The following is a 14691-nucleotide window of genomic DNA, read 5'->3' as shown; positions in this document are numbered from 1 at the left end:
CTACCCCGTCGGAGCCGTCGTCGCACCTCGGGACTCGCGCGGGATCGGGCGGGTCGCGTCGGGGTGCAGCGGGCCGCCCGGCAGCGTCATCGTGAGGCGCGCTCCGCCGGAGGGCGACACGCCGGCGCGCACGGAGCCGGCGTGCCGCTCCGCGACCTGCCGCACGATCGCCAGGCCGAGGCCGGAGCCGGGCATGGCGCGGGACTCGGTGGAGCGGAAGAAGCGCTCGAAGACGTACTCGCGGTCGTCCTCCGGGATGCCCGGGCCCTGGTCGTCGACGGTGAGGATGCCGTTCGCCAGCGTCGCCACGACCCGACCGTCGGTGGGGCTCCACTTGGCGGCGTTGTCGAGGAGGTTGGTGATGGCGCGCTCGAGCGAGTGGGACTCGCCGACGAGCCACCACGGGGCCGCGCGCACCTCGAAGGTCACCGTCGGGGCGCGCAGCCGCACCCGCGCGACGGCCTTGTCGAGCACCTCGACGAGGGAGACGGGCTCGACGACGTGGCGCACCTGCTCGTCGCGGGCGAGCTCGACGAGGTCGCCGATGAGGGTGCTCAGCTCCACGATCTGCGCCCGCACGTCGTCGATGAGCTCGCGGCGGGTCTCCGGCGACAGCGCGGCACCGGTGTCCTCGGCCTGGGCGAGGAGGTCGAGGTTGGTGCGCAGCGACGTCAGCGGGGTCTTCAGCTCGTGACCGGCATCCGCCACCAGCTGCTTCTGCCGCTCCCGCGAGGCGCTCAGCGCGGTCAGCATCTGGTTGAACGCCGTCGCGAGGCGAGCGATCTCGTCGTCGCCCTCGACCCGCAGGGGGGTGAGCTCCTCCGTGCGCGCGATGGTCTCGACGGACTCGGTGAGGCGTCGTACGGGCCGCAGGCCGTTGCGGGCGACCACGGTGCCGGCGACGGCCGCGAGGATCACGCCGGTGCCGCCGAAGCCCAGCATGACCAGCCCGAGCTTGCCGAGGAACTTCTGCTGCGAGTCGGTGTTCTGCGTCATCACGAGCGCACCGATGCGGCCGTTCGACAGGTCCATGGGCACCGTCGCCATGCGCACGTGGTCACCGGCGACGGTCACCGACCGCAGCACGGCGTGGTCGGCGTCGCTGGTCGCGACGTCCCACTCCTCGTCACCGAGGGGGAGCGTCGTGGTGCCGTTGGTGAGGAGGATGCTGCCGTCCGCGAAGAGGATCTGCACCCGCGAGTCACGGGGCAGGAACCGCAGCTGGGTGAGGAGCTGGTCCCGGTCCTTGTCCGCGGCGGCCGACGTCAGGCCGGCGGCCATCGACGTGGCCCGGTCGAGCAGCTGCTCGTCCATCGTGTCCTCGAGCTGGATGCGCACGACGAAGTAGACGCTCAGCGACAGGAAGGCCACCGCCACGCCCACCGCGATCGTGGTGAGCAGGGTGACGCGGCTGGCCAGCGAGCGGCGGTAGTGCCAGCGCCGCTCCGGGAGCTCGTGGTCGAGGTCGAGGTCGTGCCGGTCGTCGTGCCGGGGGTCGTGCTGGTCCGCCGGGGAGGCGTCGGTGGGGTCCGTCTCGGCCGTGGGCTCCGCGTCGGTCGGGTGGTCGGTCGGCGCGGCGTCGGGTCGGGGCGGCAGGGGCCTCATGCTTCCTTCAGCACGTAGCCCACGCCCCGCACCGTGTGGATCAGCCGCGGCTCGCCCTCCGCCTCGGTCTTGCGGCGGAGGTAGCCCACGTAGACCTCCAGCGAGTTCGCGGTCGTGGGGAAGTCGTAGCCCCAGACCTCCTCGAGGATGAACGACCGCTCCAGCACGCGGCGCGGCCGGCGGAGGAACATCTCGAGCAGCGTGAACTCCGTGCGCGTGAGCTCGATGGCCCGCTCGCCGCGGAACACCTCGCGCGACGCGAGGTCCATCGCGAGGTCGGCGAAGAGGAGGCGCTCGTCGGCCTGCTCCGTGGGGACGGCGCGGCGCAGCAGCGCGCGGACCCGCGCCAGGAGCTCCTCGAGCGCGAAGGGCTTCGTGAGGTAGTCGTCCGCCCCCGCGTCCAGGCCCTCGACCCGCTCGCCGACGGCGTCGCGGGCGGTCAGCACGATCACGGGGACGTCGTTGCCCGCCGCCCGCAGCGCCCGTGTGGCCTCGAGGCCGTCCAGGCGCGGCATCATCACGTCCATCACGACGAGCTCCGGCGCCACCGACGCGATCTGCGCGAGCGCCTCGGCCCCGTCGGAGGCCGTCGCCACGACGTACCCGTTGAACTCCAGCGACCGCCGCAGCGAATCGCGCACCGCGCGGTCGTCGTCGACGACGAGCACGCGGGACCCCTTGCTCTCTGGCACCTGAGCAGTATGCCGATCGGGGCTGAGTCGCGCCTGAGAACGCCACGGTCACGACGCGATCGGAAGATCTGCGCCATCCGGTGGGTCGATCTTTCCGGGGTCGAGGTCGCAGCCCGTACCGCAGGGCATCGGGCGGCCCGTCCAGCCGGCGGCACGGAGGATCCGCGCGAGTCGTTCGGCGGTGACGCACGCGCGGTCGTGCGTCTGCGACCACCCGAGGCGGACCGTCCGGCGACCAGCGTCGGCGGCTGCGTCGAGGTCGCGGTCGAGGTCGCGCGCCCGGTCGGCGGATCCTGTGTGGTGCTGGGCGCCGTCCAGCTCGACCACGAGGCCGAGCTCGGGTAGGTCCACGTCGCGGTACGTCACTCGTCCCCCGCTCGCGACCGCGGCCTGGCGCACGCCCTCGGGCAGACCGTGCGGCCGCACGACCCGGGCCAGGTAGGCGTGCTCCAGCACCGAGGAGGTCCCGGCGCGGATGTCGTCGAGCGCCGCCAGCAGCCAGGCACGTCGACGGGTGCGCGGACGTCCCAGGAGTGCCGTGACCAGCCGGTCCGCTGTCGTGCGGCGCGCCCCGACCGCGTCCGTGACGTGACCCAGGGCGCGGGACTCCGTCGTCTCGGCCTCGGCGACGTCGAGCACCGCCTCCTCGTAGCGCACCCGGGGCGGCCCGAGGTTCCACTGGGCGTCCTGGTCGAGCCGAACCCGTCGCCTCACGGTGACGCCGCTCGGCGCGACCACGCGCCGCTCGGCCTCGATCGCCACGTGGACGACGTCGTGATCGTCTGCCCCTGCGCGCCGCACTCCCTCGAATGCGCGCAGTGCCGATGGACCACAGAGCGCGGCCGGATGCGCCCACAGCACCGCGGCCCACGCGCGCTGGGTCCACGTCGGCGCCCCCGTGTGGGTCAGGTAGACGCCGTCGTGGAGGCGGGCCCACTCCCGCCGTCGGAGCTGCCGCGCGATGTCGGAGGGACGCCACCCCGCATCGAGCACCTGGAATCGTGCGATCACACCGTCCTGCTGCACCAGGTGCTGCTCGACGGCCGCGGCTCCCGCCGCACGGCGCGCCCGGGCAGCAGACAGATCCCGCCGACCTCTGCTCGTGCTCACCCGCCCAGGCTCCACCCGCCTCGCCGGGACGGGGTGCCGCTCACCACCCGCTGTGGATGGATTGCCTCGAGTCGCCGCCTGGGGGCCGCGAACGGGCTCGCAGAGATCTGGTCCTGCCGGCCCCTGGAGGATCCGATGCACCAGAAGGATCCGATCTTCCGAAGGCCCGCGCCTTCCGATGTCGGGGCTCGGGCCTGGGGAAGATCCGACCCACCCGGTGCGTCGGATGCTCCGCCTCAGCCGTACGACGCGGCGAGCGCGCCGGCGCGTGCGCCGTACCCACCGCCGAACAGCGCTGCGTGCACGAGCAGCGGGAAGATCTGGTGCACCCCGAGCCGGTCGCGCCACTCGGCGTCGAGCGGGCGGCCGAGGGCCGCGCTGGCGTCCTCGTAGGCCTCGGTGAGCTCCCGCAGGTGGGGGAGGCCGAAGAGCGCGAGCATGGCGAGGTCGACCTCGCGGTGGCCGCCGTACGCCGCGGGGTCGAGCACGTGCACCGTGCCGCCGACGCCCCACAGGACGTTGCCGTTCCACAGGTCGCCGTGGAGCCGGGCGGGGGGCTCGTCGGGCACGAGCGCGGGCAGGCGGCGCAGCAGCGCCTCGACGCGGGCGGCGTCCTCGGGGAGCATCGCGCCGCGGTCGCGGGCCAGCTTCAGGTAGGGCAGCACGCGCCGCACGGCGTAGAACTCCGTCCACGACACGCCCTCGGGCGCGCGGCACGGCAGCGGGAGGCGGCCGATGAAGCCGTCCTCCTCCGCGCCGAGCACGGCGCCGGCGAGGTGGGTGCGCGCCAGCCGCGCACCCAGCTCGGCCGCGGCGTCGGCGGTGGGTCGGCCGGGATCGATCCAGCGCAGCAGCAGGCAGTCCTCCGCGGCGGCGAGGATCTCGGGCACGGGCACGCCGTCGCCGACCTCGGCGAGCCAGCGCAGGCCGCGGGCCTCTGCCTCGAAGAACCCGGGCGGCGCGCCGGGGTGCGTCTTCATGAGGGCGTTGCGGCCGTCGGCCAGGCGGAGGCGCGTCGACGTCGAGGTGTCGCCGCCGGCGACGGGGGAGGTGGCGGAGACAGCCGTGCCCAGCAGCGCCTCGGCCCGGCGCGCCAGGAGCGGCTGTCGGGTCATGCGGTCGGCTCCCGCAGGGGCAGCGTGTCGGCGAGCCGTCCGACGAGGGCGTCGGCGGTGCGCTCGACGACGGCCAGGGTGCTGGTGAAGCCCTCGGGCCCACCGGCGTAGGGGTCCGGCACGTCACCGGGTCCCTCGGGGTCGAGGTCGCGGAAGCGGTGGATCCGCTCCACGTCGTCCGGGAGCAGGGCGACGAGGTCGGCCACGTTGGCGCTGTCCATGCCCAGCACGAGGTCGAACCGGCCCGCGTGCGCGGCGGCGACCTGCTGCCCGCGGTGGCGGGTCGCGTCGTACCCCGCCTCCCGCAGCACCCGCGCCGACCGCTCGTCCATCGGCTCGCCCACGTGCCACGGGCCGGTGCCGAAGGACTCGACCGTGACGGCGCCGGACAGGCCCGCCGCGGTCAGCCGGTCCTCGATCACCACGTCGGCGATCGGCGAGCGGCAGATGTTGCCCAGGCAGACGACGGCGACGCGGTACGTCGCGGGGTCGCGCGGGGCGGGGAGCGGGACCGTCACCCGCGGACCTCGGTGTCGGTGACGGCCTCGACGAGCCAGGTGACGACGGTGATGACGATGGAGGCGCCGAGCGCGGTCCAGAAGCCCTCGACGTGGAACGGGATGTCGAACTGGTCGGCGAGCCAGCCGGTGAGCAGGAACATCGCGGCGTTGACGACGAAGAGGAAGAGGCCGAGCGTCAGGATCACGAGGGGCAGCGACAGCAGCTTGACGATCGGTGCGACCCACGCGGTGACGAGCGAGAAGATGAGCGCGACGCCCAGCAGGGGGAGGATCTTGTCCTCGATCTCCGCCTGGCCGCTCGTGGCGCCGTCGAACGAGATGCCCTCGAAGAGCCACGCGGCCACGGCGATGCCGAGCGCGTTGACGAGGACCCAGGCGACGAACTTCACGAGGTCGATCGTAGGCAGACCGGGCCAGTCCCTGCACCTCGCCTCAGGTGATCCTCAGGTGGCCCCGAGCGCGTGGAGGATGTCCCGCTCGGCGTCGCGGAGGTGCTCGTCGATGGCGACGAGGCCGTCGTCGACCCGCCCCGCCTCGAGGAGCGCGACGATGGCCTCGTGGCTGTCGGCCTGGTCGTGGGCGTTGCGCTCGGCGCGGTCGATCTGGGCGAGCACGACCTTCAGCTCGGCCACGAGGGCCCGGGCGGTGTGCACCAGCCGCGGCGACCCGGCGAGCCCGACGAGGGCGACGTGGAACTCGAGGTGGGTCTCGTTGAGCTCGGCGTAGCCGGCCCCGCGCGCCACCGCCCCCGTGTAGGCCGCGAGCCGGTCCCCGCACCTCCTGGCGCGCGGCCTCGGGGGCGTCGCACCAGCGGCGTACCCCCGCCGACTCCAGCACCGTGCGCGCCCGGCACACGTCGCGCACGGCGTCCGCGTCCGGTACGGCGACGCTCACCCCGCGGTTGGGCTCCCGCGTCGCGATCGACTCGGCCACGAGCACGGTGAGCGCCTCCCGGACGGTCGACCGGGCGACGCCCAGCGACGCGGCGAGGGCCACCTCGCGCAGCGGGGTGCCGGCCTCGAGCTCGCCGTCGAAGACGGCCCGGCGCAGCTCGTCGGCGACGCGCTGCGTGGTCGAGGTGACCTCGACATGGAGGCCGGCGTAGGGATCGGGCACCCGCGCATTCTCGCGGAACGCCTCCGGCCTGTGCCACACTCCCCCTCGTCGGATTGTCGGACAATCGAGGAGGTGGGGTCATGACCCTGGTGCAGGAGACGACGACGGGCCTGGCGGGCGGACTCGCGGACGAGCTCGTCGGCGAGCTGGCCTGGGGCCGCTCCTACGCGGTCGTGAGCCCCGACCACTTCCGCGTCGACTACGTCATCAACCCGTTCATGGACCCCGCGGACCAGCCCGAGCCGGAGCGCACCCGCGAGCAGTGGCACGCCATGCTCGCGGCGCTCCGCGACGCCGGCGCGCGCGTCGACGTGCTGCGGCAGCGGCCCGACAGCCCCGACATGGTGTACGCGATGAACCTCGGCATCGCCCTCACGCTGGCCGACGGCCGGGACGCGTTCCTCGCGTCCCACATGCGGTACGCCGAGCGTCGGGCCGAGACGACGAGCGCCGCCTCCTGGGCGGAGAGCCGCGGACGCGTCGTCCTGGGCGTCGGGCGCGACGGGGTCGGCCCCCACCTCGAGGCGGGCGACCTCTTCGCGTGGCGGGGCGACCTCGTGGCCGGCTTCGGGCCCCGCACCGAGGAGGCCGCGCTGGCGCCGGTGGCCGCGGCCCTCGACGTACGGGTGCGGGGGCTGCGGATCGTGCACCCCGCGATGTACCACCTCGACCTCGCCTTCTGCCCCCTCGACGACCGGCGGGCGATGGTGTGCCCGGCCGCGTTCGACGCCGCCTCCGCGGCGGCGCTGCTCGACCTCGTGCCGGAGCCGCTCGTGCTCACGGAGGAGGAGGCGCTCACCTTCTGCGCCAACGCCGTCGTCGTCGGGCGCACCGTGCTCATGCCCGCGTGCCCGCCGCGGGTGCGCGAGCGGCTCGAGGCGTGGGGCTTCCGCGTCGTGCTGCTCGACCTGTCCGAGCTGCACAAGGGCGGCGGCTCCGTGCGCTGCCTCACCAACCCGACCGACCTGGTCGTCGGTCGTGACCTCGACGTGGTGCCCGGCGGGGCGGTCGTCCTGCCCTGAGGCCCGCTACCGTCGTGCGCCATGGTGACGTTCGGCGGACCCGAGGTGATGGTGCTCGGCGCCCTCCTGTCCGGCCTCGTGCTGGCGGGGGTGGCGCTGCTCCTCGCGCCCCGCACCGGCCCGGTCTTCGCCGTGGCCGCCGCGGGGTTCGCGTGGTGGGTGGTCGTCATCGCGCTCGTGACCCTCGTGCCGGCCACCGGCGCGCCGGGCTGGGTGGCGGCGGAGACGCGCGCCGAGGTCTGCTCGATGGACTACGGCGGCCCGGCCCCGGACGGGTTCTGGATCTTCGACGGCGGCCAGCGGCTGCTCAACACGGCGCTGTTCGTGCCCGCGGGGCTGCTCGGCACGGTGGCGGCCTGCCGGTGGCGCGCCGGCTGGGTGCTCGTGCCGCTGCTGGTGCTGGGGCTCGCGGCGTACTCCGGCGCCATCGAGCTCGCCCAGCTCGAGCTGGCGCGGCTCGACCGCGCCTGCGACGTCACGGACGTCGTGGACAACGCGACCGGCGCGGTGGTGGGCGCCGGGCTGGGTCTCCTGGCGGCTCTCCTGCTCCGCCCCTGGCGGGCCGTCTCCCGCGAGCCCTAACGTGCGACCCATGTCCGACACCCCGGTTGACCTCCCCACCCCGCGGAGCAACGTGCTGGCGATCCCGGCCTACGTTCCCGGCAAGCCGCCCACCGCCCGTCCCGGCCTCACGTCCTACAAGCTGTCCAGCAACGAGAACCCGTTCCCGCCGCTGCCCGGCGTGCTCGAGGCGGCGACCGCGGCGGTGGCCCACCTCAACCGCTACCCCGACCTCGGCAGCGCGGCGCTGTACGACGCGCTCGCCGCCCACCTCGACGTGCCGAGCGACCACCTGGCGGTGGCGACGGGCTCGGTGGGCCTGCTCTACCAGCTCATCGGCGCCTACTGCGACCCCGGCGACGAGGTCGTGCACGCCTGGCGCTCCTTCGAGGCGTACCCGATCGCGCTCGCGACCGCGGGGGCCGTCGGCCGCGCCGTACCCCTGCTGGCCGATGGCCGCCACGACCTCGACGCCATGGCGGACGCGATCGACGAGCGCACGCGGGTCGCCGTCGTCTGCACGCCCAACAACCCCACCGGGCCGGCCGTGACGCAGGCGGAGCTCGACGCGTTCCTCGCCCGCGTGCCCTCGCGGGTGCTCGTGGTGGTCGACGAGGCGTACGTCGAGTTCGTCCGCTCCGACGACCCGGTCGACGGCGTCGCGACCCTGCGGGACCACGCCAACGTGGTGCTGACGCGCACGTTCTCGAAGGCGTACGGGCTCGCCGGGCTGCGCGTCGGCTACGCGGTGGCGCACCCCGAGGTGGCCGCCTCCCTGCGGGTGGTGTCGCTCCCGTTCGGGGTCTCCGCCATCGCCCAGGCCGCCGCGATCGCGTCCCTGGCCGAGCAGGAGGCGATGGTGGCCCGGGTCGACGAGCTCGTCGTGCGGCGCGACCGCCTCCTCGCCGGCCTCCGGGCCCAGGGCTGGCCCGTGCCCGACGCACAGGGCAACTTCGTGTGGCTGCCCTTCCCGGGCGAGCCCGCGGCCACCCTCGCGTTCGCCGCCGCGGCGGAGGAGGCCGGCGTCGTCGTGCGGCCCTTCCCGGGCGACGGCGTGCGCATCAGCGTCGGCGAGCCCGAGGCCTGCGAGCGCGTGCTCGCCGTGGCGGGGGCGTTCCGCGGTTGAGCCTCACCCCGGTGGGGGCGGAGCCCGCCCGGGGCGGAAGAAAACGCGGACGGGAGTCGGGTCGGGCGAGGAGAACGCGGACCCTCCGCGACCCTCGGTCCGCGTTTTCCTCGGGCGCCCCTTCGCGGCTCGCCGATCGCAAATCGCACGACGCCCTGCCGGTCCAGAGCGCCTATTGACCGCCGCATGGCGCCGCACTACGGTGACGCCCGTCACATGATTTGCGACACGGCAGTCGCTAACAAGGAGTGCGCATGCGAACAGGACCTGCCCCCACCGGACGCCCCGGTGTCGATCGCCTCGGCTTCTACGCGCTGGGCGGCCACGTCGAGTCGCCGCGCGACCTGCTCGCGGAGATCCGTCTCGCCGAGGAGCTCGGCCTGGGCAACGCGTTCCTCTCGGAGCGCCTCAACGTCAAGGAGGCGTGCAGCCTGTCGGGCGCCGCCGGCGCGGTGAGCGAGCGGATCGACATCACGACCGCCGCCACCAACATCAACACCCGGCACCCGGCGATCACGGCGGCCTTCGCCTCGACCATGCACCGCCTGACGGGCGGCCGCTTCGTCCTCGGGATCGGCCGCGGCCTGCGTCCGCAGATCGCCGCGATGGGGCTGAAGCAGACGACGACGGTCCAGATGGAGGAGTTCGCCCACCTCATGCGGCGCCTGTGGCGCGGCGAGACGGTGCGCGACTACGACGGTCCGCTCGGGACGTTCCCGGCGCTCAAGCTCGACCCGACGTTCGACGAGGACATCCGGCTCGGCACGACCGCCTTCGGCCCCGCGACGCTCGCCCTCGCCGGCCGTGCGTTCGACCTGGTCGTGCTCCACACCTTCTTCTCCGACGAGACGACGGCGCGGGTGGTGCAGGAGGTGCGGGACGCCGCGGAGCAGGCGGGGCGCGACCCGGCCGCCGTGAAGATCTGGTCCTGCTACGCGACGGTGACCGACGAGATCGACGAGCAGACCTTCGTGAAGAAGACGGTGGGCCGGCTGGCGACGTACCTGCAGGTCTACGGCGACCTCCTCGTGTCCACCAACCGGTGGGACCCGGCGCTGCTCGAGGAGTTCCGCCGCAGCGAGGTGGTCGGCGAGCTCGACGGCTGGGCCGATGCGGTCGCGACCCCGGAGCAGCTCGAGCGGCTGCGCGCCGTGCTGCCGGCGGAGTGGCTCGACTGTGCGGCGACGGGCAGCCCCGAGCGGTGTGCCGATCGGGTGGCCGCGCAGTTCGACCTCGGGGTCGACGGCGTCATCATGCACGGCGCGACGCCGAGCGAGCTGGTCTCCGTCGTGGAGGCCTACCGCGCCGCCGACCGGGTGCTCGCGTGAGCGTCGCGGTCCGCGCCGTCGAGCGCTACGTGCTGGAGATCTACAACGCCGGCCGGGTCGACCTCGTGCGCGAGATCTGCGCCGACCCGGTCGTCCGCCACGACCCGGGCGCTCCCGCGCGCCGTACCGCCATGAGCCATGACGAGCAGGTCGACCGCATCACGCGCGACCTGGCGACGCACGACCCGCAGTTCACGATCGTCCATCTCGTGGGGGACGACGAGATCGCCTCCCTCACCTGGGAGGCGACCCGACGCAGCACCGGTGACCGCCTCTGCGGCATCGAGATCTTCCGCGTCCGCGACGGTCGGGTCACCGACGTCTGGAACGCCCCCTACGCCGAAGGAGCATGGTCATGAGCACGCACCCCACCGAGGTCCCGCCGGTCCTCGACTCCGTCGCCGACCTCGACGCCGCCTGGGTCGAGACCGTCCTGCGCGCGGGCGGCCATCCCGGGGCGCAGGTCGCCGCGATCACCCACGAGCCCGTCGGTGCCGGCAACGTCAGCGACACGGTCCGGGTCGCGATCTCGTACGCCGCGGGCCACGCCGACGGCGGACCCGACGCGCTCGTCGTGAAGTTCCGCCCCAGCGCGCCCGGTGCGCACGCCCACGCACTGGGCAGCGGCGCGTACCACCGGGAGATCGGTGGCTACCGCGCCGTCGGCGCCAGTGGCGCCTGCCGGATCCCGCGGACCTACTTCGTGGGCGGCGACGAGACGACCATCAACCTCGTCATGGAGGACCTGACCACGGCGGCCGTGCCCGGCAACCAGGTGGCGGGCTGCTCCTCGGTCGAGGCGGAGGCCGTCGTCACCCAGTTCGCGCGGCTGCACTCGGCGTTCCCGCTCGACGACGCGACCGCCCCCGACTGGCTGATCCGGCTGCCCGCGGTCTGCGACTACTGGTCGGACGCCACCACGCGCGGCGCCGAGCTCTCCCTCGCGCGCTTCGCCGGCAGCCTCGGCGCCGAGGACCTCGCGATCGTGGCGGCGGCACCCGGCGTCGTACGCCCCTGGCACCTCAAGACCCAGTCGCGGTTGACCCTGACGCACGGCGACCCGCGGGTCGACAACGTGCTGTTCGAGACGCTGCCCGACGGCACGCCCGGCGCGGTGCTCATCGACTGGCAGGTCACGGGCCTGCGCAACCCCATGTACGACGTCGGCTACTTCCTCTCCGGCAGCGTCGACGTCGCGCAGCGACGGGCCGACGAGCACCGGCTCCTGCGCCACTACGTCGACGTGTTCGCCGAGCGGGGCGGGTCCTACGACCTGGAGGAGGCGACCGCGGACTACCAGCTGCAGCTGCTGAGCGGCCTCTTCATCACGCTCGCCGCGGTGGCGGTGCTCCCCGACAACGAGGTCGTCAACCGCCTCATCCTGGCGCTGCTGGAGCGCAACTGCGCCGCCGCCCGTGACTGGCACAGCATCGAGGCGATGCGCAACGTGTCCGGCGTGCTCGCCCCGGCCTGACGGCCCGAGCCGGCCCGAGCCGGCCCAGCCCCCCGATCCCCGGCTCCGGGACCGTCGCCGAACGGTCCCGGAGCCGGGTCTCACTCCAGCCTCACTCCAGCCTCACTCCAGCATCGCGCGGCGGAACGCGGCGAGCGTCTCCGCCGGCAGTCCGTGCTCGAGGAGCCACCGCTCGGCGCCCCCCGCCGCGGCGAGGTGGGCGAGGAGCTCACCGATGTTCTGCTCCGTCGGCGTCTGGTCCGCGAGCGTCGTGCGGGCCAGGATCCGCTGGTAGTAGTCGTGCTCCAGCAGCCGCGCCATGATCGTCGGCAGCACCTCGGCGGTCCGCACGTAGTCCGCCGTCACCTGCTCGTCGGGCACGTCGAGCGCCTTGAGCAGGAGGGCGGCGACGACGCCGGTGCGGTCCTTGCCCGCCGCGCAGTGGAAGAGTGCCGGCCCGGGCAGCTCCATGAGGAGACGCACCGCCTCGACGACCTGCCGGGGTCGGTGCACGAGGTAGCGCGCGTAGCCCGCGTGCCAGGAGTCCCCGCGGCCCGAGACCAGAGAGACCTGGCGGTGGTCGACGCCCAGCGCCGTCCAGGGCGGGCACTCCACCCCGATCTCCTCCTCGAGCCGGAGGTCGACGACCGTGCGCAGCCCGGAACGGGCCACGACGTCGGCGCCGGCCGCGCCCTCGGCGAACGCGGGGTAGTCGCACCGCAGCAGCCGCCCGGTGCGCACCCGGCGGCCGTCGCTGGTCCGCACCCCGCCGAGGTCGCGCAGGTTCACCGCCCCCGCGCCCCGGAGCGGTCCGAGGGGGCCGGTGGGGGCGCTCATCCCTCGTCGTGCGCGTCGCGCACCCGGCCGCCCGAGACGATGAGGTCCTCGTGCAGCTCCATCCAGATGTCGTGGTAGCTGTTGTTCATCGGCCGCGCGAAGGCGCCGGTCTCACCGTCGTCGATGCGCGCCAGGGCGCCGTCGAGGCGGTCGGCGTACCGGCGGATCCGCGGCGGTAGGTCCGCCTCCCGCAGCACGGGCACGAAGGCGTCGTGGAGGGTGTGCAGGTCGGCGAAGACCGCCTGGTCGTGGGCGGCGTCGGTGTGGTCGTTGGGCTGCCCGTCGCGCACCTGCCACCGCTCGCAGAGCCGCTTGAAGTCCCCGTTGACGGGCAGGAACGCGTCGTACAGGCGCGCCAGGGCGGGCGTCGCGTCGCGCGTCTCGGTGTCCGTGGTGAGCCGCTCGGCCGCGGCCTCCTTGCCGGCGGGCGTCAGGGTGTGGCCGGCGAACCGGCCCTCGCGCCGCAGGAGCAGCCCGGCGTCGACGAGCGGGCCGGTGTACGGCGCGAGCCCGTCCTCGGCGACACCGAGGAAGTCCGCGAGCACCGCGTCGGTGGTGAGGCCCTTGACGCGCACGGCGTGGAGCACCTCGAAGGATCGGTCGTGGGTGGCCTGGTCGGTCATCGGCTCTCTTCCGTCGGGATCGGGGTCGGGGTGGTGGCGCGGGACGCGTAGGTCGACCGGAGCGCGGTCTTGTCGAGCTTGCCGGTCGGGAGCCGGGGCAGCCGGGGCACGAACTCGAACACCCGCGGGGTCTTGAAGCGGGCGAGGTGGGCGCGGCAGTGCTCGGCGAGCCGGTCGGCGGTCGTGGCGTCGGCCGTGTGCCCGTCCTCGAGCTCGACGACGGCCACGACCTGCTCGCCGAGGTCGGGGTGGGGGAGACCGAAGACGGCCACGTCCGCCACCTCGGGGTCATCGAGCAGCGTCTCCTCGATCTCCTCGGGATGGATGTTCACGCCGCCCGAGATGATCATGAACGTGCTGCGCCCGGTGAGGTGCAGGAAGCCGTCGTCGTCGAGGCGCCCCAGGTCGCCCATGCCGCGCAGCTCCCCGGTGCCGGGCTGCGCGAAGGTGACCCGGCCGACCTCGCCCGGCGGGAGCGGGTCCCCGGCGTCGTCGACGACGACGACCCGGGCCTCGCCGAGGGGGCGGCCGACGGTGCCGGGCCGGGCGCGCGACTCGGCCGGCGACACGTAGGTGTGGCCGTAGCCCTCCGAGGCGCCGTAGTACTCGTGGAGGATGTCGCCCCACCAGTCGTTCACGGCGTCCTTGAGGCGCACGGGGCACGGGGCACCCGACGTCACGGCCACCCGGTGCGACGGCGCCCGCGGGATCTCGTCCCGCCCCGGTACGGCGAGGAGCCGCGACAGCATGGTCGGCACCCACTGCGAGTGGGTGACCTCGTGGTCGACCAGCGCGCGCAGCGCCCGCTCCGGGTCGAAGGACTCCATGCACACGACGGTGCCGCCGGCGGCGAGCGTCATCAGCTGGAAGGTGAACGGTGCGGCGTGGTAGCTCGGCGCGGGGGAGAGGAAGCGGATGCCGGCCCCGATGCCGAGCCGCTCGGCGAGCGCGGGGTGCCGGGCCGGGGCGTCGAGCGGGTGGACCCCGAGGAGCGGCTGCCGGAAGGCCTTGGGCCGGCCGGTGGTGCCGCCGCTGAAGAGCACGCGCGCGCCCAGCAGCTCGTCGTCGACGGGGTGGGCGGGCTGCTCCCGGAGCGCGGCCCAGAGGTCCAGGGAGCGCCCGTCGGGCGCCGTGCCGTCCACCGTGAGCACGACCGCGGGCGCCTCCGGCAGGTCGGCGAGAGCCGCACGGAGGGTGGCGCCCAGCGCGACGGTCGTGACGACGGCGCGGGGCGCGGCCTCGAGGAGGAGTGCGGACAGCTCGGGCGGGCCGAGGTGCCAGTTGACGGGCGTGACGCGCAGCCCGGTCCGCATCCCGGCCGCGACCGCGACCGGCCAGGCGAGCCCGTTGGGCAGGAGCACGACGAGGGTGTCGCCGGCGACCACCCCGTGGGCCCGCAGGAGGTGCGCGAGCCGGTTGGAGGCGGCGTCGAGCTCGGCGAAGGTCAGCTGGTCGCCCGTCGCGGCCATCACGTAGGCGGGCAGGTCCGGCGTGCGGGCTGCCACCGTGGGTGGGTACATCGACCTGTCCTCCTGAAATGCGACCGCTGTGTCGCTAACAGGGAGACGCTAGCGCGGGAAGC

General features: G+C 74.3%; 16 protein-coding genes and 1 pseudogene. 6 read left to right on the top strand and 11 right to left on the bottom strand.

The annotated features are described in order from the left end of the window. The 8 genes and pseudogenes from QE405_RS16015 to QE405_RS20995 form a co-directional block, all read right to left on the bottom strand. On the bottom strand, positions 1 to 1605 hold the full coding sequence (locus QE405_RS16015) for a sensor histidine kinase (protein ID WP_307202540.1): 1605 nt from the start codon (positions 1603 to 1605) through the stop codon (positions 1 to 3). After that, complete coding sequence (locus tag QE405_RS16010; RefSeq protein WP_307202538.1) at positions 1602 to 2297, bottom strand: response regulator transcription factor; 696 nt, start codon at positions 2295 to 2297, stop codon at positions 1602 to 1604. The genes QE405_RS16015 and QE405_RS16010 overlap by 4 nt, the downstream gene beginning before the upstream one ends. A gap of 48 nt (positions 2298 to 2345) precedes the next feature. Further along, complete coding sequence (locus QE405_RS16005) at positions 2346 to 3407, bottom strand: hypothetical protein (RefSeq protein ID WP_307202536.1); 1062 nt, start codon at positions 3405 to 3407, stop codon at positions 2346 to 2348. A 236-nt stretch (positions 3408 to 3643) separates the two neighbouring features. Further along, positions 3644 to 4522 (bottom strand): fructosamine kinase family protein, encoded by an 879-nt coding sequence (locus QE405_RS16000; protein WP_307202534.1) that lies wholly within the window; start codon positions 4520 to 4522, stop codon positions 3644 to 3646. Then, positions 4519 to 5040 carry a low molecular weight protein-tyrosine-phosphatase gene (locus QE405_RS15995; protein ID WP_307202532.1) on the bottom strand — a complete coding sequence of 174 codons (522 nt, stop codon included), beginning with the start codon at positions 5038 to 5040 and terminating at the stop codon, positions 4519 to 4521. The genes QE405_RS16000 and QE405_RS15995 overlap by 4 nt, the downstream gene beginning before the upstream one ends. Beyond that, positions 5037 to 5432, bottom strand: a complete 396-nt coding sequence (locus QE405_RS15990; protein ID WP_307202530.1) for a phage holin family protein — start codon at positions 5430 to 5432, stop codon at positions 5037 to 5039. Before QE405_RS15990 ends, QE405_RS15995 begins: the two co-directional genes overlap by 4 nt. A gap of 54 nt (positions 5433 to 5486) precedes the next feature. Beyond that, positions 5487 to 5786 carry an FCD domain-containing protein gene (locus tag QE405_RS15985; protein WP_307202528.1) on the bottom strand — a complete coding sequence of 100 codons (300 nt, stop codon included), beginning with the start codon at positions 5784 to 5786 and terminating at the stop codon, positions 5487 to 5489. A gap of 154 nt (positions 5787 to 5940) precedes the next feature. Beyond that, positions 5941 to 6159: pseudogene (locus tag QE405_RS20995) on the bottom strand (GntR family transcriptional regulator); the annotation flags it as partial. Positions 6160 to 6239: 80 nt separating this feature from the next. On the opposite strand from QE405_RS20995, the gene QE405_RS15980 reads away from it, so the two are divergent. The 6 genes from QE405_RS15980 (at position 6240) to QE405_RS15955 (ending at position 11670) form a co-directional block, all read left to right on the top strand. Continuing rightward, complete coding sequence (locus QE405_RS15980; RefSeq protein ID WP_307202526.1) at positions 6240 to 7181, top strand: dimethylarginine dimethylaminohydrolase family protein; 942 nt, start codon at positions 6240 to 6242, stop codon at positions 7179 to 7181. Positions 7182 to 7202: 21 nt separating this feature from the next. Continuing rightward, positions 7203 to 7763: a VanZ family protein gene (locus QE405_RS15975; RefSeq protein ID WP_307202524.1), complete on the top strand. Its 561-nt coding sequence runs from the start codon at positions 7203 to 7205 to the stop codon at positions 7761 to 7763. A 10-nt stretch (positions 7764 to 7773) separates the two neighbouring features. Then, positions 7774 to 8868, top strand: coding sequence for a histidinol-phosphate transaminase (hisC, locus tag QE405_RS15970; protein WP_307202521.1), 1095 nt, complete (start codon positions 7774 to 7776; stop codon positions 8866 to 8868). A gap of 254 nt (positions 8869 to 9122) precedes the next feature. Next, complete coding sequence (locus tag QE405_RS15965; RefSeq protein ID WP_307202519.1) at positions 9123 to 10196, top strand: TIGR03857 family LLM class F420-dependent oxidoreductase; 1074 nt, start codon at positions 9123 to 9125, stop codon at positions 10194 to 10196. Continuing rightward, on the top strand, positions 10193 to 10555 hold the full coding sequence (locus QE405_RS15960) for a nuclear transport factor 2 family protein (protein WP_307202517.1): 363 nt from the start codon (positions 10193 to 10195) through the stop codon (positions 10553 to 10555). The genes QE405_RS15965 and QE405_RS15960 overlap by 4 nt, the downstream gene beginning before the upstream one ends. After that, on the top strand, positions 10552 to 11670 hold the full coding sequence (locus QE405_RS15955; protein WP_307202515.1) for a phosphotransferase: 1119 nt from the start codon (positions 10552 to 10554) through the stop codon (positions 11668 to 11670). Before QE405_RS15960 ends, QE405_RS15955 begins: the two co-directional genes overlap by 4 nt. Before the next feature lie 102 nt (positions 11671 to 11772). On the opposite strand, the gene QE405_RS15950 is transcribed toward QE405_RS15955, so the two are convergent. The 3 genes from QE405_RS15950 to QE405_RS15940 are packed head-to-tail and all read right to left on the bottom strand — an operon-like array spanning position 11773 to position 14629. Beyond that, on the bottom strand, positions 11773 to 12486 hold the full coding sequence (locus QE405_RS15950) for a tyrosine-protein phosphatase (RefSeq protein WP_307202513.1): 714 nt from the start codon (positions 12484 to 12486) through the stop codon (positions 11773 to 11775). Next, positions 12483 to 13109, bottom strand: coding sequence for a hypothetical protein (locus QE405_RS15945; RefSeq protein ID WP_307202511.1), 627 nt, complete (start codon positions 13107 to 13109; stop codon positions 12483 to 12485). The genes QE405_RS15950 and QE405_RS15945 overlap by 4 nt, the downstream gene beginning before the upstream one ends. Next, a complete protein-coding gene (locus QE405_RS15940) occupies positions 13106 to 14629 on the bottom strand; it encodes an AMP-binding protein (RefSeq protein ID WP_307202508.1) in 1524 nt (507 codons plus the stop codon). The genes QE405_RS15945 and QE405_RS15940 overlap by 4 nt, the downstream gene beginning before the upstream one ends. Between the last annotated feature and the right edge of the window lie 62 nt (positions 14630 to 14691).

The organism is Nocardioides zeae, from assembly GCF_030818655.1.
In the GTDB taxonomy this organism is placed as follows: Bacteria; Actinomycetota; Actinomycetes; order Propionibacteriales; family Nocardioidaceae; genus Nocardioides; species Nocardioides zeae_A.
This window is presented reverse-complemented; position numbering and strand designations above follow the sequence as displayed.

Excerpts from the sequence above, each read along its gene's own strand:
- QE405_RS16015 (WP_307202540.1), bottom strand. The coding sequence starts at position 1,605 with ATGAGGCCCCTGCCGCCCCGACCCGACGCCGCGCCGACCGACCACCCG.
- QE405_RS16000 (WP_307202534.1), bottom strand. The coding sequence starts at position 4,522 with ATGACCCGACAGCCGCTCCTGGCGCGCCGGGCCGAGGCGCTGCTGGGC.
- QE405_RS15980 (WP_307202526.1), top strand. The coding sequence starts at position 6,240 with ATGACCCTGGTGCAGGAGACGACGACGGGCCTGGCGGGCGGACTCGCG.
- QE405_RS15975 (WP_307202524.1), top strand. The coding sequence starts at position 7,203 with ATGGTGACGTTCGGCGGACCCGAGGTGATGGTGCTCGGCGCCCTCCTG.
- hisC (WP_307202521.1), top strand. The coding sequence starts at position 7,774 with ATGTCCGACACCCCGGTTGACCTCCCCACCCCGCGGAGCAACGTGCTG.
- QE405_RS15965 (WP_307202519.1), top strand. The coding sequence starts at position 9,123 with ATGCGAACAGGACCTGCCCCCACCGGACGCCCCGGTGTCGATCGCCTC.
- QE405_RS15955 (WP_307202515.1), top strand. The coding sequence starts at position 10,552 with ATGAGCACGCACCCCACCGAGGTCCCGCCGGTCCTCGACTCCGTCGCC.
- QE405_RS15950 (WP_307202513.1), bottom strand. The coding sequence starts at position 12,486 with ATGAGCGCCCCCACCGGCCCCCTCGGACCGCTCCGGGGCGCGGGGGCG.
- QE405_RS15945 (WP_307202511.1), bottom strand. The coding sequence starts at position 13,109 with ATGACCGACCAGGCCACCCACGACCGATCCTTCGAGGTGCTCCACGCC.
- QE405_RS15940 (WP_307202508.1), bottom strand. The coding sequence starts at position 14,629 with ATGTACCCACCCACGGTGGCAGCCCGCACGCCGGACCTGCCCGCCTAC.